Raw genomic sequence first — 25,947 nt, 5'->3', positions numbered from 1 at the left:
CACATGTAACAAATGTAAAAGTCTTTGCTAATGAGAACTATTCTCACTAAATTGTCGCGGTAATTTGCTCATCTTAAAAGGGTCTAACCATGACTTCAGTAGCTAAGAAACAAGCTAATAACGCGTCATTTCAAGCATTTATGAATGCTTATATCAAAGAAATTGATACGGGGGTTTGGCACACTAAAGCAGATTGGGCCATTCGAACAGGCATTCAGCTACATCAAAATGATAAATATGCTGTTGAGATTTATCTAACCGCAAACAATACTCGGCTTTCAGTATCCTCGTCTTATCGCTCTACGGTAGGGCGACATGTATTCAATTCCGTTTACAAACAACTTCCCAATAGTCTTCAGTGGGAAGAAATTTCCTTCATGAGCGCTATTCTATTGCTTATCGACGAAATCTACAGTGAGGGCGAATCTGGTAAGCAATCAACAGACACAATAGCAGAGCAAAGCTTAGAACTTTATGCCAGGACGATAGAAAGTCACCAAATTATGGCGATGTATTTAGAAAATCGCGCTGGTGATCCCGCCCTCGAAAGTAATCAATTTATAGATTCGGAACAAGCCATCCTTTTTGGCCATTGGTTACATCCAACGCCAAAATCAAGGCAAGGTATGCACCGTTGGCAACATGAGCTTTTCACGCCAGAGCTAAAAGGGAATTTCAAACTGCATTATTTTGCAGCCAAGCAATCCATCACCTTTTCCAATAGTGCAGAGACAGCGTCTGCTTTTGAAATACTAGAAAATATAGCGTTATGCGATGGTGATCCTTCGACCAAAGCGCTTATTGAGGAACTACATAGTAAGAATTTAAAATTGTTGGCGGTACATCCGCTCCAAGCTGACTGGCTGTGTGCTCAAGCTCATATACAAACATTGCTTGAAGAGGGTGAATTGCTTCACTTAGGAGAGTTAGGGCCTTTATTTACGCCCACGTCTTCAGTGAGAACTCTGTATAACGCAGAGTTAGATTATATGGTGAAGGTATCTATACCTGTGAAGGTAACCAATTCTTTAAGAAAGAATATGCACCATGAATTAGAGGCTGGGGTAACCCTTTGCCGCTTATTAAAACGGTGTGGTTTTTCTAAACTCTACCCTGAATTTAAATTTATCGATGACCCAGCATACGTTTCCCTTAACGCGGGGAATGCGAAAGAAAGCGGGTTTGAATTGATATTAAGAAAGAACCCTTTTAATAAAGCAAATCAAATCGATGGCCTTGGCGGAACACAGTCTATAGCTGCCCTTGTTCAAGACCCTCTTGTTCCCGGTGGGCAATCTCGACTTGCTAATATCATTCATTCACTAGCACAAAAAGAGGGTATTGATAGTAGTGTGGTGGCCACAAAGTGGTTTGATCGTTATTTGAATTGTGCAATCGAGCCGGCAATAAGGCTTTTTGACCAATGTGGTATTGCCTTAGAAGCGCATCAACAAAACTCACTATTAGAAATAGCAGACGGTTACCCGATAGCTTATTATTATCGTGATAATCAAGGTTTTTATTTGTCTAAAGAAAGACAACAAATACTTGAAACCATGGAGCCTCAACTCGTTCACTGCAAAGACCTGTTTTACAGTGAACAGATGATAATTAATCGATTCACATACTATCTTTTTTTCAATCAATTATTTGCTGTTATTAATCGCCTCGGTAGCGACCAACTTGCGCTTGAGCCTACATTACTACACAAAATCCACTGTAGATTAAAAACCATGCTTCCTAGCTTAGGCTCATTGGGCTCGGCATTCGTCTCCTCTGTGTTAGAGCGAGAAAAGCTTCCTTTTAAAGCCAACCTTCTTACTCGGGTAGAGGATGTTGATGAGCTAGAAGCACAAGATGAACTTGCGGTGTATGTATGGGTTAATAACCCATTTAAAGGTATTGAGAAGCTCAGTGAAACTTCGTTGCAAGTTAACGAACCTCAAGAAAAAAGTGCAGATAAGGTAGTGGCCAATGCTTGCTAACCTCATTTTAGAAAAAACCGAAGCACCAGAGGTTGCATTGCAAGAAGCAAGCGCTCTAGCGATGTGTGAAAACGAAAAGCGCGTTGTTCGCCAGTTGTTTGAAGCTTTGCTTTACGAAAACATAATCGAATACTGTTTTGAAGGCGGAAAGTTTACGTTAAATATTGGCAAGACACTGATAACAGCCCAGGGCCAAACAACACATTTCAGTAGAGTTCGTTTAGATCCTAACTCAATTAAACGAGATGGTGTGCCCTTAACACTGTCCTGCGCTATCAAGTTGATTAATTCGTTACCTTATGCTGAAGAAAAGCGAAATAAACTCGCCGATGAGTTAAAACACACGCTATTACTTTGTCGCTGGAATCAAAAGAACCTGGTTCAAATGCCGAGCAGGCGCGCGCTTAGTTATAACCGCCTAGAATCTGCACTTATAGAAGGGCACCCGTACCACCCATGTTTTAAATCAAGAAGCGGTTTTAGTGTTGCAGATCACCAGCAATACGGCCCTGAAACCGGCAGAACGTTTAACCTTCAGTGGCTTGCGATAAAGCGTGAATTTTTAAGTGCAAATTTTAACGGCGAGGCCGAACAAAGCTTTTGGAAAAGAGAACTGGGCCACTCTACCTACAATTATTTGACTGACATCTTGCGCCGGCAGGGTGGAAATCACCAAGATTATGGCCTAGTACCCGTACATCCCTGGCAGTACAAAACAATCAGGCCTCTTCTGGAGCAACCTTTAGCAGACAGTGACGTTTACTCTCTTGGGCTAGCTGGAGATGACTATCAAGCCAGCACGTCTTTAAGAACCCTGCTTAATACAAGCAATGTAAATAAGGCCAGTGTAAAGCTACCACTTAATGTGGTGAACACGTCGTCTTTGCGCACTATCGAGCCTCACTCAGTGTGTACAGCACCCCATATATCTAATTGGTTAGCCAACGTAATTTCTAATGATGAGTGGCTACAAAGCCAAAACGTTCTTTCTATTCAAAAAGAATACGCCGGCATTGCTTTAAAGAATCCCGAAGCTGATAACGAAAACGATAGTTGGATTAACGCATTGTCACCGAGTCTCAGCGCTATTTTTCGTGACGCTAGCGTGTTAAACGAGCCCAACGCTAAAACCGTACCGTTTGCCATCCTTGCAAGTACTGAACAAGACGGCAAACCATTTGTTGCCCATTGGATTGAAAAACACGGCGTAGAAAAATGGTTAGACGCACTTATCAATACTGCAGTGCTTCCCGTATGGCACCTATTGGTTAATCACGGTATTGCAGTAGAAGCACATGCGCAAAACATGTCTTTAATATTGAACGACGGTTTACCGAAGAAAGTCGTGTTACGTGATTTTCACGAGAGTTTAGAGTACGTACCCGAATTTATTGCGAACGCATGCATTGTGCCTGAGTTCGAAAAGATAAACCCTGAGTACGTAAACGCCCCCTCAAACCACTATTACTGGATGGACGATATCGGCGCATTGCGAGAGCTATTCGTAGATACGGTATTTGTCTATAACTTGACGGAGTTGTCCTTTCTTTTCTCTAAACACAGTTATTGTAGCGAGGGTTTCTTTTGGTCGAAAGTAGCTCGTGCTTTACGCGCGTACAACGATAGCGGAGTTACAGACTATTCCCGTATTAATCGTATGAGCCTATCTGAACCTCGCATTATTACTGAATCCCTTTTAAAGAAAAAACTCTATGCAAGCAGTGCACATGAAGAGTTTCATCACACCATTGAAAACCCATTAGCCAAATTTTTCAAAGATACTTGTGGAGAGTCACATGCTTAGTATCGACGATAAAGTCATCTCAGCCCAAGATATAAGCTCAAAATTTAAGGTATTTTCGAATACCCCTTACCTAAAAGCACAGAAAGGCAGTGTTGCTGTATGCATTGAAAGCGTTACTGATTGGCTTTCACTGTGTTTTTACGCAAAAGAAACCGGGCTTACTGTTATGCCTATTCATGCTAGTACTCCAGAAGCATTGGCCAAAAAATACGCCGATAGAGCCGGGTGCTATGCACTTATTTACCAAACACTCGACAATGTGATTTTATTTCCGCATAACGAAATGCCTGACACAGCGCCGGGGTTGATCCAAATGAGTTCAGGGACCACTGGTGAACCCAAAAGTATAAAACGGTCTTGGCGCAGCATTGACCAAGAGGTATCTGCCTACGTTACACATTTTAGTGCGCCAAACACGATGACACCGGTTATTGCTTGCCCAGTTACTCACTCATACGGGCTTATATGCGGGATATTAGTTGGATTAGCGCGAGGGAAACACCCTAGAGTCTTTACGAGTATTAACCCTAAGCATTTGCTTAAAGCACTGCTTAAACTTGAGCAACCGCTATTGTATTCGTCACCATTAATGATAGATACAATATGTATGCTTTGGCCCAACAACAGTAAGCTTCACGCTGTTATGACCTCTGGCACCTTGATGTCAGGCCCCGTGTTTGAGCGAACCAGATCCAAAATTAAACATTTTTATCAGCAATACGGATGTTCTGAAGCTGGATGTGTTGCAATAAGCAAAACCTTTGACCGCGCTAATGTAATAGGTGAAGTACTTCCTCATGTTACCGTTAATGCTGGTGATAACTTGAATGCACCGAGTGAAATTGTAATAAAGGTAAAGCAACCACTCGATGGTCAAGTTCCAGAGATCTATACCAGCGACCTCGGTTATTTCGAAACCATTGATAGCAAGAGCCAGCTATGCTTTGTTGCGCGCCAAGATGACACCATCATTGTTTCGGGTCTTAACGTTTACCCCAAAGATGTTGAAGACATTGTATTAACTCATCCCGACATTAAAGATGCGGTTTTATTTAAAGTAAAAGACCACAGCACAGGCTATCGGGCGTACCTACAATTTTGTGCGCCTCGTCGATATACCAATGAAGATAAAGCCGCGTTAAAACGCTGGTGTCATCAGCATTTAGCAACCTACCAAGTCCCTTTTGATTTCGTTCAAGTTGACGCTATTAACCGTTTGCCCAATGGCAAGGTAAATAGAAAAGCGATAGCAAAAAGCTATCAATTACAAACAGAAACTCAAGCAGCTACAGCCTAGAGCCCTTTATGAATTTAGAGACCTTAATAGCAACAATTGAGCATGTACTAACACACGACATGAAATCGCAACATGCCCGCAATTTTTCACCCACAGCCCGCTTGAATGAAGATCTTTACATAGATTCAGTGCTGCTAATGCAAATGCTAATTCAACTAGAATTGTCTTATGACATTGAAGTGCCAGAAAGTGCAATATCTCAAGATGACGTGAAAACGGTAGAGAGTCTTGCGCGTTTTATTTTATCTCATCAAGGTGCAAATCAAGACGAAGACAATACCCACGTTCAAGAAGTGCCCTTTGAAGATATAAAAGTTCACTGTTTTGTAAGCTGCTTGTGTGAAAGTATCAAAGCTTCGCCAGAAGTCGACCACCGACCTTTTTACTTCGGAGTGTGGGATGCTGATGTTGTCGTAACGAAGGAATATACACTTGCCTATCATGATGAGTCTGTTAGTCACGACTTTTTTATTCAGTGGTATAAACGTATTTATGGTGTAGAGGTTACGCCTTGGTATGACAACACGAAAACTAAGGCACAGAATATAGCCAAATTAGAAAGCTTACTCGACAATGCCACTGCTTCGCAAAACATCATGGTAATGCTAGACATGTACTTGCTACCTGAGCGGGAGAATAAGTTTAACCAGAACCCGTTTCCTCATTATGTGATGTTGAAGAAAACAGACAACCAGCAACGTTGGTTTATGTATGATCCAGACTTTAGGTGGGAAGGAGAGGTTGAACGCACAGATGTTATCAATGCCATCAAATCACCACATGTTGCAGGTGGGTATCTATTTGACAGCAATGATATCGTGCCTTCGTCACTTGAAACTATTACCGAATACTTTGAAGCAACTTTTTTACCCGAGCATAACGTTCTTACAGATGCCATAAGGAAAATAGTCGTTGCCCATCGTGGCAACCCTAACGGCAAGGGGGCTTATCTAGGCGAAGCCTTAAAGCAAATACCCGTTCTTTCCATTAGAAAGTATGCATATGAACACGGGTTCGCTTATTTCTGGCGTGACATTGGGTTTCCAGAAGTTACTTTCGAACTGTGGTGCGATGAAATAGAAAAACTTGTATCGACGTATAAAGCAATACAATACCGTGCTATCAAACTTTCAGAATTGGCGAAAGAAAGCAAAGAGACTGCACCGCTTTTCGAAGAAATTTTAAGGTTACTTGATGAACAAGATAGTACTGAAAAACAAATAAAGTCAAAGCTTAACGATGTGTACTTTGAATGGTTGGCGTTTCACCAACTTCATACTAAAGCAGAGCCCAGTATAACGAGTGCTTGTGAACTGGAGGCTGCCCTATGAACCTTTCAGTATGCACCATATCGTTCAGACACCAGCTTATATCAATAGCTGAAATCGCAAAGTGGTCTGTGGCAAATAGCTTCCAAGGTATTGAGCTGTGGGGAGCGCATGCGACCAATTTAGAAGATCAGCCTTTATACGGTAAAGAGTGGCTTTCAAGTTATTCATTGAGAGCCACGATGCTGAGCGACTACTTGCCTCTTTTTGAGGAGAGGGACACATTATATTTCAAAGTCCATCGTCTCTGCCGCTTAGCTAAGCATTGGGGGGCCACTAAGATTCGTACGTTTGCCAGCAATGAAGCGAGTAGCGTTATAACCGACGACAAGAAGCATTTACTTTTTGAACGCCTGAAGCTCGTTTGTGATTGGCTGAGTGACTATAACCTTAATTTAGTGATAGAAACACATCCGAATACCTATGCCGACTCTGTCGCGTCTACTATCGAGCTTTTTGAGGAAGTGAACAAAGCGAATCTGCAGCTTAACTACGACGTGTTACATGTGTGGGAGTCTGGCGCAGATGTTATCGCATCTTGCGAACTACTGGCTCCATACATTAACCATTTTCATTTTAAAAATATAAGTAGCAGTAAGCATTTGAGCGTATTCGCACCAGACAATGTTTATGCGGCTGCAGGCTCTCGAGAAGGGATGGTACCCATTTTTGATGGTGCGGTAGATTATCAAGGGTTCATCGAATATCTGTATGCTAAGCCACAGCTACGCAACATAGATTCGTCATTGGAGTGGTTTGGTAACAACTGTAAAAATGTTCTTAGCCAAGACAGATATAAACTTCAAAAGATGAGTCAGGCGGCCAATACAGCTGTAGCCATTTAAACAACATGGTGAAATAAGCAAAAGGATTTGAATCTATATGTTTTTAATTACAAATATACTCGCATTACAAACATTATGGGGTGGGTGCGCAGCACTTTACTTTTCTTCTACACATCAAAGAACTGGCGCACCAACGATATCGAGGGTTTTAAGCAGTATTCTGTTCGTCACTGCATTGATAGTGGCAGCTTTTCTCTTAAAAGAGCAGTACAACATTTGGGCGGTAGTGTTTTCCATCATCACTATGATAATGATGAATTTTATCTTAATTACCCTTGTTGGCGCTCACGAAAATCGCGCATTAAGACTTATTGCGTACGGCACCTTGATTAACTTCGCACTGTCTTTAATCGGAGGGGTTTATGTGGGGTAAAACACTGCTTTCATTTTTTATTGGTCTAGTGCTCAGCGTAAGCATTACTTTAAATATTAACCACTTTTTACCCATTGATGTAGACATCAAATTACTCGCGGGTTACATACTCAGCTTTTTGCTTTGGGCTGGATTAATCACCTATTTTTTCTGTTTTGAAACCATAAGAAAGCCGTTACTTCGATGCTTGAGCGCGCTGTTTATTTCACTTGTACTAAATGTGCTGATTAAGATGGGAGTTGTCGCATGAAAGCCAGTACTATTCGTTCTGCGTTAGAAGGCCACGGTTGGATAGGGCTCTTCATTTCAATTCCTCTATTTATCGTGTTTTGGGCTGGCTCCCTTACTTTGTTCTATCCAGAGTTAAAGGCGTGGTCGGTCTTACCCCATACTTTACCACACACAGAATTCCGTTCAGTGTCAGACAATTTACCGTTAAGTGAAGTAGTAGATACGGCACTTTCAGAATATGACGTGGACACGCAAGAAAGAATGTTCGTGGTACTTCCCACTGGCACGCTGCCACTGTATGAACTCTATCTTCCAGTGAAGCATAATGAAGCAGATCACACCGAACTAACTTCTCTATATGTAGACCCGGCAAATGGCAAAGTTGTAGCGCCTATCGACAGTTTCCACTTAGCCGATTTCTTTTATGGCTTGCATATCGATTTAAATTTGCCAATGGGCGACCACATTGTTGGAATAATTACCTTATTCTTCACTGTGGTCATTTTCACCGGATTAATTGTTCAATTTAAAAAGCTGATCACACACTTTTTTTACTATAGAGGTTCAAAAGCTACACAACGCTATCAACTTACAGACATGCACAATGTAGTAGGGGTAATGAGCTTACCCTATACATTTATGTATGCGCTTACCGGCTTAATGTTTAATCTTGGCTTAATATCACAAATCGTCACGCTTTTATTTGTCTATGATGGCGATAGAACTGCGCTACTCAATGACTCAGGGTTCCCAAAAATAACAGAGTCGTACGCTGGTATTGAACGAGAAATGCCTGACTTAGACGCACTGGTCGCATCGTGGGAAGAAGAGCAACACGCAAAGGCTCATTCGTTAAGGCTGACAAATTATGGTGACGATAACGCGTTAATTCGCATCATAGGTCAACATGAAACAAACTTCTCACAGCGTATAGATATGACTTACCGCGTACGTGAAAATGCATTTTCTACAGAACTAAACCCCAGTGAGAGAAACGCTTTTGCCGATGGAACACGCTTTCTTTATGCGCTACATTTTGGCCACTTTGCGGGCCTTGATGTCAGGGTTGTTTTTTTCATTCTGGGCCTTGCCGTATGCGGTCTAATAATTGTTGGCAACATGTTGTGGCTTAACAAATTTCAGAATAATCGCAGTATCTCACAACGGTTTAAACGTAATATCTCCGCGCTTACATTAGGAGGTTGTGCGGGTATTATTCCGGCCACCGCGACAGCATTCCTGCTCGAAAGAACGTTAGCTGCCAGTTTGGATGACAGGGCATTAATGGTCGAAGCTGCTTTCTTCTTAGTTTACGGCCTTTCGGTAGTCGCCGCATTTTTTACAAAAAATAGACTTAAAATGATAAGTGTTATGGTTTTAGTTAGCGGGCTCATTCTTGCACTTTTGACGTTCGTTGACATGCTTTTCCATAGCCAAGCCATAATGCAATATTTCAACGCTGGTTATAAAAACCTCTTTTCTGTGTCTTTCATTTGTTTGAGTTTTTCCTGCCTGCTTCTCTGGTTAGGTGTGAGCTTATTAAAGAAGGGTGAACTGACGCGCAGTACTGTTACTAACCACTAATAATAAAAAGCGAAACTCATGACACTATTCTATTTACCCAAGAACTTGGCCACGCCCAGCGTTAATAGACAACTGACTTTTGACGTAGCAAAAGGTCTAGCAGTGTTGCTAATGATAATGATTCATGTGCTAGATTTTTATGGTTTGGACGAGGTTAGGTTCAGCACATTTGGTAATACCATCAAGTTTGCTTTGGGTTGGCCTGCAGCATCAATGTTTGTTTTTATTATGGGAATTTTTGTAGGCTTCTCGACGTCGTCAACACCCCGCGAGGAAATCAAACGCGCATTGTCGCTATTTGCACTTGGCTACATACTCAACCTTTTGCGCGGAACAATACCCATGTGGCTGTCGATTGAGTTAGGCCTAGTGACATATAAGGACGTTGCCCCTCACACGCCTTTAAGTGAACTGCTAATAGGAGATGTATTCCAGTTCGCTGGCATTTCTCTATTAATATGTTCCGCCTTGAAACATGCGACCAATAAAATCTATATTTGGATATGCGCGGCTACCGCCATCGCTTTTTTATCGCACAAGGTTTGGGATAAATATACGTCACTATCTATTTTCAATGAGTTACTGAAGTTATTTGTTGGAAACGAAGAAGTAGGCGCGATATTTCCTATTTTCCCCTGGGCTGCTTATCCCATTGCGGGAATGGCGTTTGGACGCTTTTTGAAACGCAAAAATGATTGCGACGCTATTAACTTCACTTGGTGTCTTAAGCTAGGCGCTGTTTGCTCAATATTGGGCGCTGCGCTTACCTTAAGCAACCCTGACTATCACATCGTTACAAACCTTCGAAGTGGCCCAGGTGTAGTACTACTCATGACTGGCATTGTTATGCTATTTATCTTTGCAATTCATTTATTTGTAGTGAGGTTCAAAGCAACCTATGTGGTTTCGCTATTTGCCTTTTGGGGTAAAAATGTTACCGCACTATATGTCTTACAATGGGTATGTATAGGTTGGGGACTTATGCTAGTTGGACTACAGCAGCTATCGATGTTGAGCACCTTAGCAGCCATGCTTATCGTTTTATTCACCTGTCACTACTTGGTATTGCCTTGGGATAACTATAAAAGCAGTACAAAAAGCGCCCCGCCTAAACCTCGCGCTTCAATTAAGGTCAAGGCGCCAGTTTAGCGCCTGAACCGGAGATGGTTTTTTACATGCTTTATCTAATGTACAGGTCTATATCGTTAGAAATAAACGCGCAATAGGCCTTTGTTTTTATAGTTTTGCGTATAGATTTACGTATAGCTTTTACGTACTGCTCTCATCTTATAAAAGTAAGATAAATCAGAAATCTAATAACTTTCGTACATATTAGTGAAAAGTTAACTAAAAAGAGAGCAACGTGGAAGCCCCAATAACTGTAGATAGACTCAGATTCCTTGTTTATAGCCTAAAAGAAAAGCTTTGGGTGAAACCTCTCGGGTTTTGCCTTCTTTCTATTTTTGCCGTATTTCTAGCCAAAGTGGCCGATGGCACTTCACTAGCTGAGCATATCCCTGAAATTAAACCGGAATCTGTAGAAACACTGCTTTCAATAATGGCATCTAGCATGATGGTTATTGCCACATTCTCAGCAGGGACTATGGTTAACGCTTATGCATCAGCAAGTCAATCATCTACGCCTCGTTCATTAAGCCTTATTATTTCTGACGATGTCTCGCAAAATGCATTATCCGTCTTTATTGGTGCATTTATTTATAGTGCCGTAGCGCTTACTGCAATGACCCAGGCTTTTTTTAATGAAGCCGGTCTTTTCATTTTATTTTGCTTAACCTGCTTAGCCTTTGTGATAGTTATTCTAACTTTTATTCGATGGGTAGATAGCGTTGCCCGTTTAGGCCGTGTGGGACCTACGCTTTTAAAAGTGGAAGCTGCCACTACACGGGCGGTAAAAAACAGAATAGACAGCCCATGTTTAGGCGCAGTACCCCAAGAGCAAATAAAAGAGCAGGGGAGTTACGCTATCTTCACTGAGAAAGTAGGGTACATACAGCTAATTGATATCGCAAAGCTTCAAGCCTTAGCAAAAAGCGAAGACTGCTTTATCAATGTCACCTTACTACCTGGTGAATTTGTTACTCCAGAGCGCCCGTTGGCGTATACAAACAAGGGTATCAATAAAGATGAGATTGTCGGCGCTTTTACTATAGGCGAAGCGCGATCGTTTGAAGCTGACCCAAGGTTTGGGTTTATTGTTCTAGCTGAGATTGCATCGCGAGCATTGTCACCATCTGTTAACGACCATGGTACAGCGATAAATGCCATCAGTAGTATCACCAGACTAATGTTACTGTGGCACACCCCCGTGCAAAGTGAGCATAGTGGTAAGAATAACAATGACGAGCCTAGCGCTAGCCATAATTCTCAGCAAGTTGGTAAAAACGAAAACAAGCAGAATCAGACTAAAAGCAACATCAAGTATGATCGGGTTTCTTTACCTAAGATAAGTGTGGATGATTTATTCGATGACGCTTATGCAAGCATTGCTAGAGATGGTGCAGCTAATATAGAAGTGGCGATACGAATTCAAAAATCTCTTAACACTATAAAAGCCTGTTTCGATAACAGCGACATAGAGCTAGATAAAGACTTTAAAAATGCAGCGCACAAATTAGCTAAACAGAGTTATGAGCGCGCAAAACTAGCACTAAACTATGCTGAAGATATAAAGCGAATTGAACAAACTTATAAAGACTGAGCTTAAACGAGTATTTAAGCTTATAACTCAAAGCTAACGCGGGATTCTTTGAATTTATTGTTTAGTATTAGCTATATGAAAACAACAAACTAGGTACTTGGAAAAGCACGGTAAAACGATAAATCTTTAGTGAGATTGGTTTGACGCTTTTTAATTACGTCTTCTTTTTATGTATTCAGCACTTCTAGACATGCAAACTCTGAGTAGAAAACAATTTAGCTTTTAAAGTAATCCTAATTGTTTAATTAATAGTGGATCTCAGGCTAATTCACTAAAAATCTTAACGTAACGCTACGTGAATTAAATTATATTTTGTAAGGTGTAGTGCACCAGATTTCACGTAGCGCACGATTTATTTTCACGACTCAATTCATCGTTCCAAATCAAAACATCTCAGTAGTTTAAAATTAAAAGTACTCGCGTAAGTGAGATGTTCACGCACAAGCCTAAAGCCAAGTACTGGACCAACACAGCAACCACGCAAATAAGTCTGTAAGTAATCACAGCCAACAAAGCAGCCGAATAGAGCGACATTATCGCCCGAAATGTCCATACACCTAATTACGCATAATGTATATTATGTTAAATAGAGTATGGAATTAGAAGTAATATGAACGAACGAAACTTAACGCTGTCCCAATGAACTAACCTTCTACGTGTAATTCATTTGTGCCGCATTTAAAGAGAATTATTACTAGGAATTTGAGCATTAATAACCATAGCGATATTCACATGTGTCGGCTCTATAACTGCGAGCCATTTATAAGCTTTAAGAGACTGTGTATTTAATTTGCGCACTTTTTTATTTATTATTTAGGGCTGTTTAAATCTATTCGTTCAACAGAACTCTTTTAAAGGATTAATATGCTTTATGCGTATTTAAGCTCTCTACGTGAAAACTAATGCTGGTAATAGATGTCTGTGGTTTTTAATCTACTAATAAGTGCTGGGCAGCTAGAATGCTTTTCCATATTTTCGCGTATTCATCGATATAGTTATTCGGTGATTAAGAAACTTATGCAGGTCGTTTCGAATAATATAATTAAACTAAGCAAAGCGTATCTATATAAGATTAGAGCTAGTGTTAGGTGCTCGAAAGTTTTCAATTAGTGATTGCTGATGTTCGCGACTAAAAATAACGTTCGTAGAAGTTAGGCCCAATTAGCACTACAAATATAAGTATTTAGTTTAGCTGCCACGTTAATTTTAAGCACAAAGGTAGCAAAAACTATCGCCTATTCCTTTTCGAAAGAGTGAAAAATCAGGCACCCTTGATCAAAGCAGTTGCTACGATCGTCTTCTAGTACGAACACTTCATCAGGCATAATTTCCCCAGGTGAAATATAGACTGGGAATACAGATTTCCAAGCTATATATTGACGCATTTTAGCGCTCAATATTTAGGCGTCGCTACGTAAAATCTGAAACAACATTAGGGGTATTGCCTTACAGATTTCACGTAGCGCACGATTTATGATTGTGGGTAAATTGAACAATTTTGGCTTATAAACGCCGTTGAAGCACTATAGCGACAGAGTTTTTGCGTTGTCGCTTACACATACTGCAGTTAAGACTGTCTGTATATACAGTAGTGTGATAGAGTGTCACACATTGATTGACAAAGGTAGGGTTAAGCAAGTTATGCGTTTCAGTGAAACAGGCCCTTATGTTCACGCATGATAATTACAGTTATCATGCGTGAATTATCATAAATATCAGTACTTTACAGTATTTCTAACAATCTAGCATAATACACACATATCGTGGCTATCGGGTTATTTAATGTCTTCAAAACCAAAAAATTTGCACTTATCTGGGCGCAGAATGACTAAAGGCGTTACTAATAATTCTTCGATGAAAGTTACAGAGAACACCGATAAAGCAAGTTATCCCTCAAACTCAACTGTAGTTGCTAATACTGCCGATAGTTATGTTACCAAGTCCGAACCTAAGGTACAGTTTTCAAGTAGTGCTAGTGAGACTCAAGAAACATCATCCCTCCAGGTAACGTCTAATGACAAGAGTTTCGAAAATTACTACCAGCAATACTATCAGGACATTTTTACCAAACTTCCTTATAACACACAGCGTGCCTATATAAGTGACTATAACGAATTTGCAATTTTTTGCAGGCAGCATGGCTTTGATGGTTTCAAAAACGATTTTGAACACAATGAAATCTGCATAAAAAATTATGTAGAAGAGTTGTGTCGTTCTCCCCTAGCCTATAGAACTATAAAGCGTCGCCTATCCGCACTTAGTAAATTTCTTGGCGTCGCCAAGTTACCTAATCCCATTATTAGGTCAGCGTACTTAAGAGACTTTATTCGACTGTCACTAATTGAAAATAGAAAGTATAGGCTCTCACATAAACAAGCGGTTCCTCTTACTATCGATATGGTCGAACAGATTAACAATGCGATAATTCCAGATTCATTGCTGGAACTACGCGACCTCGCTATTATTAATTTGATGTTCGATGCCTTGCTACGCGCCGATGAGCTAGTGCGAGTTTGTGTTGAGGATATTTCTGCTCGAAATAACACGCTTCTCGTTGTTTCATCTAAAAGCGATCAAACTGGCCAGGGCCAATATCGTTACGTTTCGTCTAGTACCATTTCTATGGTTCAAGAATATATCAACGAAGCAAATATAGACCCAAAGACCAAAACTCAAAGACTACCTTCTGATTTGCGCGGCTTGCACAAAGGCATTTTGTTTCGGCGACTTACGAATCATAAAACTGCACTTTTACCTTTTGACGAAAACATACCAAGCCATAAGGCTAACGTACTTAACTATTCGAGCGTATACAGAATTTGGCAACGCATTGCTTATCGTGCTGGTATTAGTGAAAACATTACACCACATAGTGGTCGTGTCGGAGGTGCGGTTTCTCTTGCAGAAGATGGGGCGTCTCTGCCTGAGCTTCAACTAGCTGGGGGCTGGCAATCACCAGAAATGCCCGGCCATTATACAAAACAAGCCAACGTAAAACGTGGTGGAATGGCAAAATTATCGGCGAAACGAAAAAGATAAATATCATTAAAACAACAAGATACAACAACAAAATGTTACGCGTAACCAATTTTAGTATTTATATTCTCACTCAACTACTCTCTTTATCAACATACCAATCTGAATTGCCATAACGCGCGTACTTATAGTGCATGGTTAAATTGTTTTCTACAGTTTGTGGCACTAACTCAACAACTAGTTAGTTAAAAAATAGTAGAACGCACAAAATAAAGGAGTTATATATGAGTAGTGGTATTGATACTAAGCATGGAAAATTACTCGCGGAGTTGGTTGTCCCTTCTTCCTCATGGAAAGTCCAGCCAGAGAAACAAGACCCCTTTAAATCGCAAGAGGCTGCAATTGATTATTTAAAATCTAACAACGAGCCGTTATATCTTCATGTTCCCCTTGCGCAGTCTGACGATTTTGTTCGTATTTGTGTTACATCTCGCGGTGATGATGCCGTATTCACAATCAAAGACATCAATAAAGGGGGTGAGACGTCTGTGCATTATTCACATATAAAAAATCTAGAAAGTACCATTAGAAGTCTAGTCTTAGAATGTTGCGATAAAAAAATCAAAGCCCTTTAAACAGGGCTTTTTTATCTATTAATCGTAGTATCAAGTTATACTTTCACAGCTAGTACGTCGGTTTTCACGCCATGTAAAACCGCATTAGCTGTGGAGCCTAGCAGTAACCTTAACCCGCTTTGGCCATGGGTTCCTACAACAATCAGGTCTGCATTAATTTTCTCAGCCATGTGATGAATTTCATCCGCCGGCGAACCTATCTCGACGTTTATATGGCTGTAAGGAATATCGTGTTTTGCGGCGACATCCTTTAACTGCCTTTGTGCCTGCTCCCTTACCTCTTCGGAAAAGTCTCTTTCTAAGAATAATCCATAAGGCTCAACATTAGTTTGTGGATAAGCAACATACAACAAATGAATCTTATGGCTGTTACCGGCTATAGCAATTGCTTTTTCCACTACAAGTTCATAATCAGAATATATATCAATGGGTACTAGTATGGTTTCATAGCTTTGCACTTTTACTCTCCTCAGCCTTGTATTGTTAAGATTTTCGAGGCAACTGTTGTTTAGTACTTCACATAATAGAGCCTTACAAATAAATGTTCTTTGCGCTAGGTCAATGTTTAGATTGCAAACTCGTTCATACTTAATTCTATGCACATCGCTTTTTACAAACGTTAAACGTGTGAGGGGAACGATATGAAAACAACAATAATAGTTTTAGCAACACTTTTACTTTTTGCTTGCGACCAGGGACCTAAGTCGCCTCGCGGTTTTAGCTTACCGGAAGGTAACATGGAGCAAGGTTATCAGGTATTTAAGAAATATCAGTGCCAAGACTGCCATAGAATAGCTGGGGATAAAGAGCCGGAGGACGCTCAGTATTTGGTGGCAAAGCCTATTCCACTAGGTGGAAGTAGCGGTCGAATTAAGACATATGCAGAGTTAGTAACGAGTATTATTAACCCTTCACACAAGCTTACGCCTCGTCAGCCTGCCAGCTTTACCAGTGAAGATGGAGTTTCATTAATGCGGGTAGTCAATGACGAATTGACGGTTTCTGAACTTATTGATTTAGTTGCATATCTTCAGCCTAAATATAAAGTAACGCCTTATAGAACCAGTGACTATCGCTTGTATCAATTGCGTATTCCCGAAAAGTCCTATGAGTAGCGGCAGCATATCTAGTTGCTAATAACCACTAAGCCAAGCCTGCGAATTTCTATTTAATTGAAAACCTGGCTTAGTGGTGTTTTGTCTTGCCCGTTATAGGTTGCGCTGTCTTTTTGGTTAACTAACAAGGTTACCGGCTTAGCGAAATAATTCTGAGCACAGTACTTTTATCCTGCAAACCGGTCATGTGCTTAATTATAAGCAAATACTATGATACGTCCTTCGTTTCTTTTTCTATTTCAGCTAACAAACTACAGGGCATAAAGCTTTGGGCGTTCGCTTCTTTTAAATGAAGTTTAAACCTGTCGGGTACATCGTCAGTTAGAAAGCTGCCCGTTTTAACCAGTGGGAAAATTTCGTCATAACGAGCAACATTGCATTGATCAACCCGTCTAAAAATATGGGTACGATTCAGTTCACTGGTTTTAACATGGCCGGTTGACGACAAGATATCCATCAATGCATGAATAGTCTTTTTATGAAAGCGGTACACACGTTCATACTTATCTTCAACGTTTAAACCTTTTGCTAGCTTAGGGTCTTGAGTAGCAACGCCGGTCGGGCATTTATTGGTATTGCAGGATAACGACTGTACACAACCAAGTGCCAGCATCATCCCCCTGGCGCTGTTACAGATATCCGCTCCTAAGCTCAGATTTTTGGCTAACTGAAAGGCGGTAATGATCTTGCCCGATGCAATTATTTTTATTTTGTCACGCAGCCCAAAACCTGTAAGGCAGTCATCCACAAAAGCGAGTGCTTCACGTAGCGGAAAGCCAATAGAATTAGTATATTCAAGTGGCGCAGCTCCTGTACCGCCTTCGCCGCCATCAACCGTAATAAAGTCCGGTGTAACACCTTTTTCTACCATCGCTTTGCACATAGCAATAAATTCGCTTTTTCTGCCAAGGGCGAGTTTGATTCCCACCGGTTTATAACCACTTAACTCTCTAAGCTGGCTAATGAAATCAACCATTTCTAACGGCGTCGAAAAAGCTTTGTGTCTAGGTGGAGAATCGACTTGGGTACCAGGCTCAACGCCTCTTATCTCAGCTATTTCTGGGGTGTTTTTATAAGCAGGAAGAATACCGCCGTGCCCGGGCTTAGCCCCTTGGCTCAGCTTTATTTCTATCATTTTCACATTATCGAGATTGGATTTTTCTTCGAACAAATCAGGGTCGAAACCGCCATCCTTGGTTCGACATCCAAAGTAGCCCGTACCGATTTGCCACACAATATCGCCGCCGTTTTCAAGGTGATACGGCGTCAACCCGCCCTCGCCTGTGTTGTGGTAAAACTTACCCTTCGCTGCACCTTTATTGAGCGCTAAAATAGCATTTCTCGATAAACTACCAAAACTCATGGCACTGATATTAAGCACACTAGCGCGATACGGTTTTTTACAATGGGGACCTCCTACCAAAACGCGAGGGTCCTCATCCATATCCTCTACTTCTCTGGCGGATAGAGAGTGACCAATCCATTCATAACCATCTTTATAAGTATCTAGTTGGGTGCCGAAAGGTACCGTTTCTCTACTATTTTTTGCTCGTTGATAGACAATAGAACGAAACATGCGGGAAATAGGCGTACCGCCGGTGTCTGTTTCTATAATGTATTGCTGGATGTAGGGTCTTAAACCTTCTACCGTCCAGCGCACTCTGCCTATTAGTGGGAAGTTTTTCAAGATGGCATGTTTAGTTTGGAAGGCGTCGTAAAGACCAAAAATCAATAGCGTGACAGATAAAAGCAAAAACCACCAGACTGGCGCCCAGAGTAAGCCAATTACTACATTAAATGCGACCAGCAAGATGAGTATGGTTAAAATAGTTAAACGCATTAAGAATCCTTCTTTAATTCGGCCATATTTAAACTAGATAATATGCCTATAACCCTGTTCAATACACCTCAAACCAAAAACTAGATTCACTTTAAAGCTAAATGATTGATTTAAAGTTTTAATTTATACAACCAGCTCTAAAAAAGCACAGGTTACGCGTTACCTTTTTATTGCTATACGATAGTTTTTTAGCTGCGAAAACAAGTCATTACATGCTAGTCTACAAGCATTAAATTAGTGTGTTTACCTACTATCTGTAAATAGTGGGTTATAGATAACATGACCTGTTAAGGGTAACGGATTTTACGTTCAACATTTTGAAAGGTAATTCATGGAGTATGCATTTCTTCTTTTCGCATTTATATGTGGCTTATCAGTAAAACTAATTGGCATTCCTCCTCTTGTCGGCTATTTGGTTGCAGGTTTTTTATTAAACTTTGCAGGTTACACACTCACTGATGGTTTAACCCAAATAGCCAATTTGGGTATTACCATTATGCTCTTCACCATCGGCTTGAAACTCAACATCCGTGATCTAAGTCGTCGGGAAGTTTGGGCGGGAAGTGTTTCACATACCTTAATATGGGTGGGCGTTATTACCTGTTGTGTTTATGCAATAGGTGCGGTTGCCGCCAATTTCGTTGACGGACTTACTTGGAAAAGCGCTGCGCTTATCGCTTTTGCACTTAGTTTCAGCAGTACGGTCTGTGTAGTTAAAGTGTTAGAAGAAAGTGGCGAAAGTAAAACCCGCCACGGCCGCCTTGCCATAGGCATTTTAGTTATGCAGGATGTTTTTGCTGTCATCTTTCTTGTTGCAGCAACCGGAAAGCTTCCTTCAGTGTGGGCGCTCGCCTTGTTAGCCTTATTCCCAGCAATGCCAATCATCAATAAAATGATTAATAAATCTGGGCACGGTGAATTGCTTCCACTTACTGGCTTTATTCTCGCGCTCGGTGGCTATCACTTGTTTGAGTTAGTTAACATCAAAGGCGATTTAGGCGCACTTATCTTCGGTATCATGCTGGCGCAACACGAAAAAGCGTCAGAACTTGCTAAGTCACTTCTTAGTTTCAAAGACCTATTCCTCATTGGTTTTTTCCTTACCATAGGCCTTACTGCCCTACCCGATCTGAGCATGGTTCTTCTCGCTATTGTGTTCTGCTTGTTTATACCGTTAAAAGCTGCACTGTTTTTTGGCTTATTTACTTCTCTGCGCCTTCGGGGGCGAACTGCGTATTTAAGCAGTTTAGTGCTTTCAAACTACAGCGAGTTTGGGCTTATTGTCGGTGCACTGGCAGTTTCCCTAGGGCTGTTAGAAAACACCTGGCTAGTGGTTATTGCTTTGGCCGTTTCCATCTCATTTGTAATTACCAGCGTGCTTTATCGTAATTCACATTCTCGATATCACAAGCATAAGCACACCATTAAGCGTTTCGAGAAAGAAGAGCGTTTAAAAGAAGATATTTATCCGACACTTCATAATGCAGAATTCTTAGTGTTAGGCATGGGACGTGTTGGACGCGGTGCTTTTAATGCACTATCCAAATTAACCGGTGTTAACGTGTGGGGAATGGATGCCGATCGCGTAAAAGTAAAAGAAATGGCAGATGAAGGCTTTAATGTAATTTGCGGCGACGGTGAAGACGTAGATTTATGGGATAATCTAGATATCAAGCAAGTAGAGCTTGTCCTTCTTGCTTTACCTTCTATTCAAGATTCAATCAACATTACGCGACAACTCAAAAACGCAGGTTACACTGGCAAAGTTGCTGCAATTGCGCGCTATGAAGATGAAGTATCTCATCTTTTAGAAAACGGCGTTGATAAAGTGTTTAACTTCTTTACTGAAGCAGGGCTTGGTTTCGCAGAAGAAAGTCTTGCTTACGCCCACGCGCAACGGTAATGCTGTTCTAAATGCGAACAATGGATGAATTGAGAAACGTTATCGTTTGTAAACAACTGTTTTAAAAAGACTTTTTTGACAATCTCACTCATCTAGACTAAACTTCACGCAAATACGTTAATAGGGTTTACACAATGCAAGGTGATAAACAAGTTGTTGCGAAATTGAACGAAGTACTGACAAGTGAACTTACTTCGATAAATCAATACTTTCTGCACGCTCGTATGTTCAAAAACTGGGGTTTTTCTGAACTTAACGAAAAGAATTATAAGAAGTCTATCAAAGACATGAAACAGGCGGACGATCTCATTGAGCGCATTTTATTTCTTGAAGGCCTTCCTAATCTTCAAGCGTTAGGCAAGCTATATATCGGTGAAGATACCGTTGAAATGCTGTCATGTGATGCGCGTTTTCAAAAAGAGCAGCTTCCACTACTTCGCGAAGCCATCGCGTTGTGCGAAGAGAAACAAGATTACGTTTCTCGTGATCTTCTTGAAGACCTTCTTGAATACGAAGAAGAGCACCTGGACTGGATTGAAACGCAAGAATACCAAATTGATGCAATGGGTATTGAAAATTACCTACAAGCGCAAGTAATGGGAGATGACTAATGAAAGGTAACCAAGCAATTATCAATGGCTTAAATGAACTACTCTCTTACGAGCTAGCCGCCATGGATCAGTATTTCATTCACTCTCAGATGTATCTTGATTGGGGTTTGAATAAACTTTATGAACGCATTGATCATGAATTTGACGATGAACGCGGTCACGCCACTAAGCTAATTGAACGCATGCTGTTTTTAGAAGGTACGCCTGATATGACAAAGCGTACAGGCTTTAAAGTAGGTAAAGACGTACCTGAAATGCTTGAGAGCGATTTGCGTGTGGAATATGAAGTTGACGCAAAGCTGCGCGAAGTTATCGCACTTTGCGAAACTGAGAAAGACTATGTGACCCGGGACATGCTTATTGTTTTATTAGACGATACAGAGATGGACCATGCACACTGGCTAGAACAGCAGCTGGGTCTTATCAAGCGTTTAGGGCTTCAAAACTATTTGCAGTCGCAAATGTAAAGTATATGCCTAACGCTTCGGCGATCAGTTGACATTTAATAAATAGGCCGCCTAATCTTCGAATTAGGCGGCCTTTTTTATATTAGTCTTATAACACGCTATTAGCTTCACAGCTTTGGTTGCGGACTTTCGGTTTATATAAGTGACAATTTTTTAATTACTGTTGGGTGACAAAATACAGGTAGCTGGGACTGTCCATACCTTCTACATTCAGTCGCAACTGCCATTTCATCACGGGTTCACTACAGCTACCCAACATAAACCAGCCAGACCACTTTCCTTTACCGTCACTATCTAACAGCACTGGAATTTTGCCCATATACATATTTACGCCTTCAATCCACGCGCTTTCAATATTCTTCCCTTCGGGAATTATAAGTTTGACTGTTACTGATTCTTCGGGTTCTGGCATGGTTGAAAAGGATGCTATCGCAAGCTTTTCATCAATTAAGAATTCGCAAGTTTCATTGACAAAGTTACAGCTATTTCCTATTCCATTAACAACGCCCGTGTCTTTTAATGCCGATGACTGGAATTTATGTGCAAGGTATACACACACAGCTACAATAATAATAGCCACTAGCGGCAGCTGCGAATGTAAAATTTTTGATCGTTTATTGTTATCGTTATTTAGCATTTCTTAAATTTTGTGTATTTCTTCATTGATGGAGATCAAGCTTAGGTAGTTTATGGTATCTTTTTGTAATTAAAAACCTTATCATCCGCGTACCAACTGGCTTGGAGACAATAATTATTACTCTTTCCGAGCTCGGTGTGAAGCGTTATTCCTTAGCTGATACACGTCTCGACCGTACTATTCCGGCAGTTGGAGACCATAGTTCATTTGAAGTGGAAGATTCATTAAAATGAGTGAAATAAGCCAAGCACAACCTGACTACAATTATAAAGTAGTTAGGCAATTTACCATCATGACCATAGTCTGGGGTATCATTGGTATGGGCCTAGGGGTATTCATTGCCGCGCAATTATTTGCACCTATGCTTAACTTTGACACACCATGGCTAACATTCTCACGTTTGCGTCCGTTGCACACTAATGCCGTTATTTTTGCCTTCGGCGGCTGTGCGCTATTTGCAACGTCGTACTACATCGTTCAGCGTACCTGCCAGGTAAGACTGTTCAGTGACAAACTTGCCGCATTTACCTTTTGGGGTTGGCAAGCCGTAATCGTTTTAGCAGTTATCACCCTGCCTATGGGTTTAACTAGCTCGAAAGAATACGCTGAACTAGAATGGCCAATTGATATCCTTTTGGCACTGGTTTGGGTCGCTTATATCATCAACTTCTTCGGAACCCTAGTAATCCGTAAAGTTTCGCACATTTATGTTGCAAACTGGTTCTTAGGCGCGTTCATGTTAACTGTTGCAATTCTTCATATTGGTAACAGCATGGCTATTCCGGTATCTTTCACTAAATCGTATTCACTGTATGCGGGCGCAGTAGACGCCATGATGCAGTGGTGGTACGGCCATAACGCGGTAGGCTTTTTCCTAACTGCGGGCTTCCTTGGTATGATGTACTACTTCGTACCTAAGCAAGCTGGTCGCCCGGTTTATTCATACAGACTTTCAATTGTTCACTTCTGGGCACTTATCTCTCTGTATATCTGGGCTGGTCCTCACCACCTTCACTACACTGCCCTACCAGACTGGACTCAGTCACTAGGTATGGTGATGTCTATTATCCTATTCGTTCCATCTTGGGGTGGTATGATTAACGGTATTATGACGCTATCTGGCGCGTGGCATAAACTTCGCACCGACCCAGTATTGCGTTTCCTAATTGTTTCGTTGTCTTTCTACGGTATGTCTACCTTCGAAGGTCCAATGATGGCAATTAAGACCGTTAATGCACTGTCTCACTACACTGACTGGACAATTGGTCACGTACACTCTGGTGCTCTAGGTTGGGTTGCAATGGTTTCAATTGGTTCAATTTACCACTTAATTCCAGTGCTATTCGGTCAGCGCGCTATGTATAGCACCAAACTAGTTAACGTGCACTTCTGGTTCGCAACTATCGGTGTTGTTCTATACATCGTAGCAATGTGGATGTCTGGTGTACTACAAGGTCTAATGTGGCGCGCAGTAAACGCTGACGGTACTTTGACCTACAGCTTTGTTGAGTCATTGGAAGCGTCTAAGCCTTTCTATGTGGTTCGTTTCATTGGTGGTTGTTTCGTGGTAGCGGGTATGCTGGTTATGGCATACAACACATGGAAAACCGTTCGTGCACCTAAAGGCAGTATCGCTGCAGACCCAGCGACTCAGCCAGCGTAGTAAAGGAGACGGATAATGAAAAACGCACATGAGTTAATTGAAAAGAACGTCGGTCTGTTAACGGTATTAATCCTTATCGCTATCAGCTTCGGTGCCATGGTTCAAATTACGCCGTTGATGTTTCAACAGCAAGTAATGGAACCAGTAACAGGCCTACGTCCATATACAGCGCTTGAGCTTGAAGGTCGTGATATCTACATCCGTGAAGGTTGTGTAGGTTGTCACAGCCAGATGATTCGCCCATTCCGCGCAGAAACAGAGCGTTATGGTCACTACAGCGTAGCAGGTGAGTCAGTATGGGAGCACCCTTTCCTATGGGGCTCTAAGCGTACTGGTCCTGACCTAGCACGTGTTGGTGGTCGTTATAGCGATGAATGGCACCGAGTTCACCTGCTTAATCCTCGTAACGTAGTACCAGAGTCGAATATGCCAGGTTTCCCTTGGCTAGCGGAAAACACGCTTGATGGCGAGTTAACAGCTGAAAAAATGGAAGTATTCCGTGGATTTGGTGTTCCGTATACCGACGAAGATATTGCGGGTGCGAAAGCGGCAGTACAGGGTAAAACGGAAATGCAAGCCCTTATTGCTTATCTACAGTCTCTTGGCACACATTTGAAATAATATGGACCAGGGAATTGTAGGCAGCATTTTTACTGTCATCGTCTTTGTAAGCTTCATCGGCGTCGTGTGGTGGGCGTTTAGCGGCCGCAACAAGAAGAAATTCGACGAAGCAGCAAACTTACCGTTTGCAGACGAAGAAAAAGAAAAATCAAAAGAAGATTAGCAGGAGTCTCGAACTCATGAGTATGTTTTGGACAATTTGGATTTCAGTGATAACCCTAGGGTTGATCATTGGTTGCTACTTCCTTCTTCGCTGGTGCCTGTCTAACAAGACTGGCGTCGCTGAAGGTGAGTCAATGGGCCACGAATTTGATGGTATTGAGGAGTTGAATAACCAACTACCTCGCTGGTGGACAATTATGTTCTACATGACCATCGTTTGGGGCTTTATATACCTAGCGCTTTATCCTGGCCTAGGTGCGTACGAAGGTATTTGGGGTTGGAAGAGTTCTAACCAAAATATCCAGTCGCTAGAAGAGTCTGCTCAAGCGCGTATTGACGCAAAAGAGCAAGGCTACCTAGTAGAATATGACCGTGAACTAGATTTCGCTGCCGAGAAGTTCGATCCGATCTTCGAAGCGTATGCACAAGTTCCTGTTGAAGAACTGGCTAAAGACCCAGAAGCAAATAAAGTAGGTCAGCGTTTATTCCTACAGAACTGCTCTCAGTGTCACGGTTCTGATGCACGTGGTCAAAATGGCGGCTTCCCTAACCTAACGGACAACGACTGGTTGTACGGTGGTTCAGGTGCGAAAATCGTTGAAACTCTTACGCTTGGTCGTAAAGCAGCTATGCCAGCATGGCTAGATGCTATGGGTGAAGACGGTATCGAAGAAGTGGTTAACTACGTACTTAGTTTAAGCGGTCGCGATGTGGACCCACAGCTAGCGAAAGCAGGTCAAGCTCGCTTTGCAGCATGTGCGGCTTGTCATGGTATGGATGGTAAAGGAAACCAAGCACTTGGTGCGCCAAACCTTACCGACAATATCTGGCTTTACGGCGGCAGCCACAGAGCAGTGACAGAAACGCTAACTTACGGTCGTAACGGTGTAATGCCCTCATTCAAGAAAACTTTGGGTGATGACAAAATTCACGTTGTTGCAGCGTATGTTTACAGCCTTTCAAATGATTAATGATTTAAATCATTAAATATCTTAAAAAGCCTCGTTACTACGGGGCTTTTTTTATGAGAAAATACAGCCATATAGACAGTGCCATTACGTACAAATTAAGTGGGCTGTAGGTGAGAATTACCAACACCATATTTATCGTTATTATGCAGTTCAAATTCGGCTGTCCACTAGTAATAATAG

The 25,947-nt window shown here is 41.5% G+C and carries 22 protein-coding genes; 19 read left to right on the top strand and 3 right to left on the bottom strand.

The annotated features are described in order from the left end of the window. Positions 1 to 89: 89 nt before the first annotated feature. From IW644_RS07310 to IW644_RS07260, 11 genes are all read left to right on the top strand, one after another. Complete coding sequence (locus tag IW644_RS07310; RefSeq protein WP_269917058.1) at positions 90 to 1,985, top strand: IucA/IucC family protein; 1,896 nt, start codon at positions 90 to 92, stop codon at positions 1,983 to 1,985. Then, the gene (locus IW644_RS07305) at positions 1,975 to 3,789 is read left to right on the top strand and encodes an IucA/IucC family protein (protein ID WP_269917057.1); all 1,815 of its coding nucleotides are present in this window, start codon (positions 1,975 to 1,977) and stop codon (positions 3,787 to 3,789) included. The genes IW644_RS07310 and IW644_RS07305 overlap by 11 nt, the downstream gene beginning before the upstream one ends. Next, complete coding sequence (locus IW644_RS07300; RefSeq protein ID WP_269917056.1) at positions 3,782 to 5,086, top strand: AMP-binding protein; 1,305 nt, start codon at positions 3,782 to 3,784, stop codon at positions 5,084 to 5,086. The genes IW644_RS07305 and IW644_RS07300 overlap by 8 nt, the downstream gene beginning before the upstream one ends. 8 nt (positions 5,087 to 5,094) lie before the next feature. Then, entirely contained in the window at positions 5,095 to 6,417 is a 1,323-nt protein-coding gene (locus IW644_RS07295) for a DUF6005 family protein (RefSeq protein WP_269917055.1), read from the top strand. Then, positions 6,414 to 7,259 (top strand): sugar phosphate isomerase/epimerase family protein, encoded by an 846-nt coding sequence (locus tag IW644_RS07290; protein WP_269917054.1) that lies wholly within the window; start codon positions 6,414 to 6,416, stop codon positions 7,257 to 7,259. Before IW644_RS07295 ends, IW644_RS07290 begins: the two co-directional genes overlap by 4 nt. A 37-nt stretch (positions 7,260 to 7,296) precedes the next feature. Next, positions 7,297 to 7,632 carry a hypothetical protein gene (locus tag IW644_RS07285; protein WP_269917053.1) on the top strand — a complete coding sequence of 112 codons (336 nt, stop codon included), beginning with the start codon at positions 7,297 to 7,299 and terminating at the stop codon, positions 7,630 to 7,632. 246 nt (positions 7,633 to 7,878) lie between these two features. After that, the gene (locus IW644_RS07280; RefSeq protein WP_269917052.1) at positions 7,879 to 9,447 is read left to right on the top strand and encodes a PepSY-associated TM helix domain-containing protein; all 1,569 of its coding nucleotides are present in this window, start codon (positions 7,879 to 7,881) and stop codon (positions 9,445 to 9,447) included. Between the two features lie 18 nt (positions 9,448 to 9,465). Beyond that, complete coding sequence (locus IW644_RS07275; RefSeq protein ID WP_269917051.1) at positions 9,466 to 10,596, top strand: heparan-alpha-glucosaminide N-acetyltransferase domain-containing protein; 1,131 nt, start codon at positions 9,466 to 9,468, stop codon at positions 10,594 to 10,596. 214 nt (positions 10,597 to 10,810) lie between these two features. Further along, positions 10,811 to 12,166: a DUF2254 domain-containing protein gene (locus IW644_RS07270; RefSeq protein WP_269917050.1), complete on the top strand. Its 1,356-nt coding sequence runs from the start codon at positions 10,811 to 10,813 to the stop codon at positions 12,164 to 12,166. 1,782 nt (positions 12,167 to 13,948) lie between these two features. Continuing rightward, a complete protein-coding gene (locus IW644_RS07265) occupies positions 13,949 to 15,205 on the top strand; it encodes a tyrosine-type recombinase/integrase (RefSeq protein ID WP_333473846.1) in 1,257 nt (418 codons plus the stop codon). 221 nt (positions 15,206 to 15,426) lie between these two features. Continuing rightward, positions 15,427 to 15,777, top strand: coding sequence for a hypothetical protein (locus IW644_RS07260; protein WP_269917049.1), 351 nt, complete (start codon positions 15,427 to 15,429; stop codon positions 15,775 to 15,777). 35 nt (positions 15,778 to 15,812) lie between these two features. On the opposite strand, the gene IW644_RS07255 is transcribed toward IW644_RS07260, so the two are convergent. Beyond that, the gene (locus IW644_RS07255) at positions 15,813 to 16,235 is read right to left on the bottom strand and encodes a universal stress protein (RefSeq protein WP_269917048.1); all 423 of its coding nucleotides are present in this window, start codon (positions 16,233 to 16,235) and stop codon (positions 15,813 to 15,815) included. Positions 16,236 to 16,418: 183 nt separating this feature from the next. Between IW644_RS07255 and IW644_RS07250 the strand changes: the two genes are divergently transcribed. Then, the gene (locus tag IW644_RS07250; protein WP_269917047.1) at positions 16,419 to 16,892 is read left to right on the top strand and encodes a c-type cytochrome; all 474 of its coding nucleotides are present in this window, start codon (positions 16,419 to 16,421) and stop codon (positions 16,890 to 16,892) included. 208 nt (positions 16,893 to 17,100) lie between these two features. Here the strand turns inward: IW644_RS07250 and IW644_RS07245 are convergent, their stop codons facing one another. Further along, positions 17,101 to 18,732 carry an FMN-binding glutamate synthase family protein gene (locus tag IW644_RS07245; RefSeq protein WP_269917046.1) on the bottom strand — a complete coding sequence of 544 codons (1,632 nt, stop codon included), beginning with the start codon at positions 18,730 to 18,732 and terminating at the stop codon, positions 17,101 to 17,103. Positions 18,733 to 19,063: 331 nt separating this feature from the next. On the opposite strand from IW644_RS07245, the gene IW644_RS07240 reads away from it, so the two are divergent. From IW644_RS07240 to bfr (IW644_RS07230), 3 genes are all read left to right on the top strand, one after another. After that, positions 19,064 to 20,635 carry a cation:proton antiporter family protein gene (locus IW644_RS07240; protein ID WP_269917045.1) on the top strand — a complete coding sequence of 524 codons (1,572 nt, stop codon included), beginning with the start codon at positions 19,064 to 19,066 and terminating at the stop codon, positions 20,633 to 20,635. Positions 20,636 to 20,769: 134 nt separating this feature from the next. Next, positions 20,770 to 21,246 carry a bacterioferritin gene (gene bfr, locus IW644_RS07235; protein ID WP_014949586.1) on the top strand — a complete coding sequence of 159 codons (477 nt, stop codon included), beginning with the start codon at positions 20,770 to 20,772 and terminating at the stop codon, positions 21,244 to 21,246. Beyond that, positions 21,246 to 21,713 (top strand): bacterioferritin, encoded by a 468-nt coding sequence (bfr, locus tag IW644_RS07230; protein WP_014979359.1) that lies wholly within the window; start codon positions 21,246 to 21,248, stop codon positions 21,711 to 21,713. The genes bfr (IW644_RS07235) and bfr (IW644_RS07230) overlap by 1 nt, the downstream gene beginning before the upstream one ends. A 157-nt stretch (positions 21,714 to 21,870) precedes the next feature. On the opposite strand, the gene IW644_RS07225 is transcribed toward bfr (IW644_RS07230), so the two are convergent. Then, positions 21,871 to 22,350 (bottom strand): hypothetical protein, encoded by a 480-nt coding sequence (locus tag IW644_RS07225; RefSeq protein ID WP_333473845.1) that lies wholly within the window; start codon positions 22,348 to 22,350, stop codon positions 21,871 to 21,873. 229 nt (positions 22,351 to 22,579) lie between these two features. On the opposite strand from IW644_RS07225, the gene ccoN reads away from it, so the two are divergent. Genes ccoN through ccoP form a run of 4 tightly spaced genes read left to right on the top strand, consistent with a single transcriptional unit; the run spans position 22,580 to position 25,767 of the window. Then, entirely contained in the window at positions 22,580 to 24,013 is a 1,434-nt protein-coding gene (gene ccoN / locus IW644_RS07220; RefSeq protein WP_014949589.1) for a cytochrome-c oxidase, cbb3-type subunit I, read from the top strand. Between the two features lie 15 nt (positions 24,014 to 24,028). Then, complete coding sequence (gene ccoO, locus IW644_RS07215; protein WP_118494702.1) at positions 24,029 to 24,634, top strand: cytochrome-c oxidase, cbb3-type subunit II; 606 nt, start codon at positions 24,029 to 24,031, stop codon at positions 24,632 to 24,634. Between the two features lies 1 nt (position 24,635). Beyond that, positions 24,636 to 24,797, top strand: a complete 162-nt coding sequence (locus IW644_RS07210; protein ID WP_012518547.1) for a cbb3-type cytochrome oxidase subunit 3 — start codon at positions 24,636 to 24,638, stop codon at positions 24,795 to 24,797. A 16-nt stretch (positions 24,798 to 24,813) separates the two neighbouring features. Further along, the gene (gene ccoP / locus IW644_RS07205; protein ID WP_269917043.1) at positions 24,814 to 25,767 is read left to right on the top strand and encodes a cytochrome-c oxidase, cbb3-type subunit III; all 954 of its coding nucleotides are present in this window, start codon (positions 24,814 to 24,816) and stop codon (positions 25,765 to 25,767) included. Positions 25,768 to 25,947 lie beyond the last annotated feature (180 nt).

It is taken from the genome of Alteromonas sp. PRIM-21 (genome assembly GCF_027563165.1).
Classification (GTDB): domain Bacteria; phylum Pseudomonadota; class Gammaproteobacteria; order Enterobacterales; family Alteromonadaceae; genus Alteromonas; species Alteromonas macleodii_A.
The sequence above is the reverse complement of the archived record's forward strand: the minus strand, read 5'-3'. Positions and strand labels throughout refer to the sequence as shown.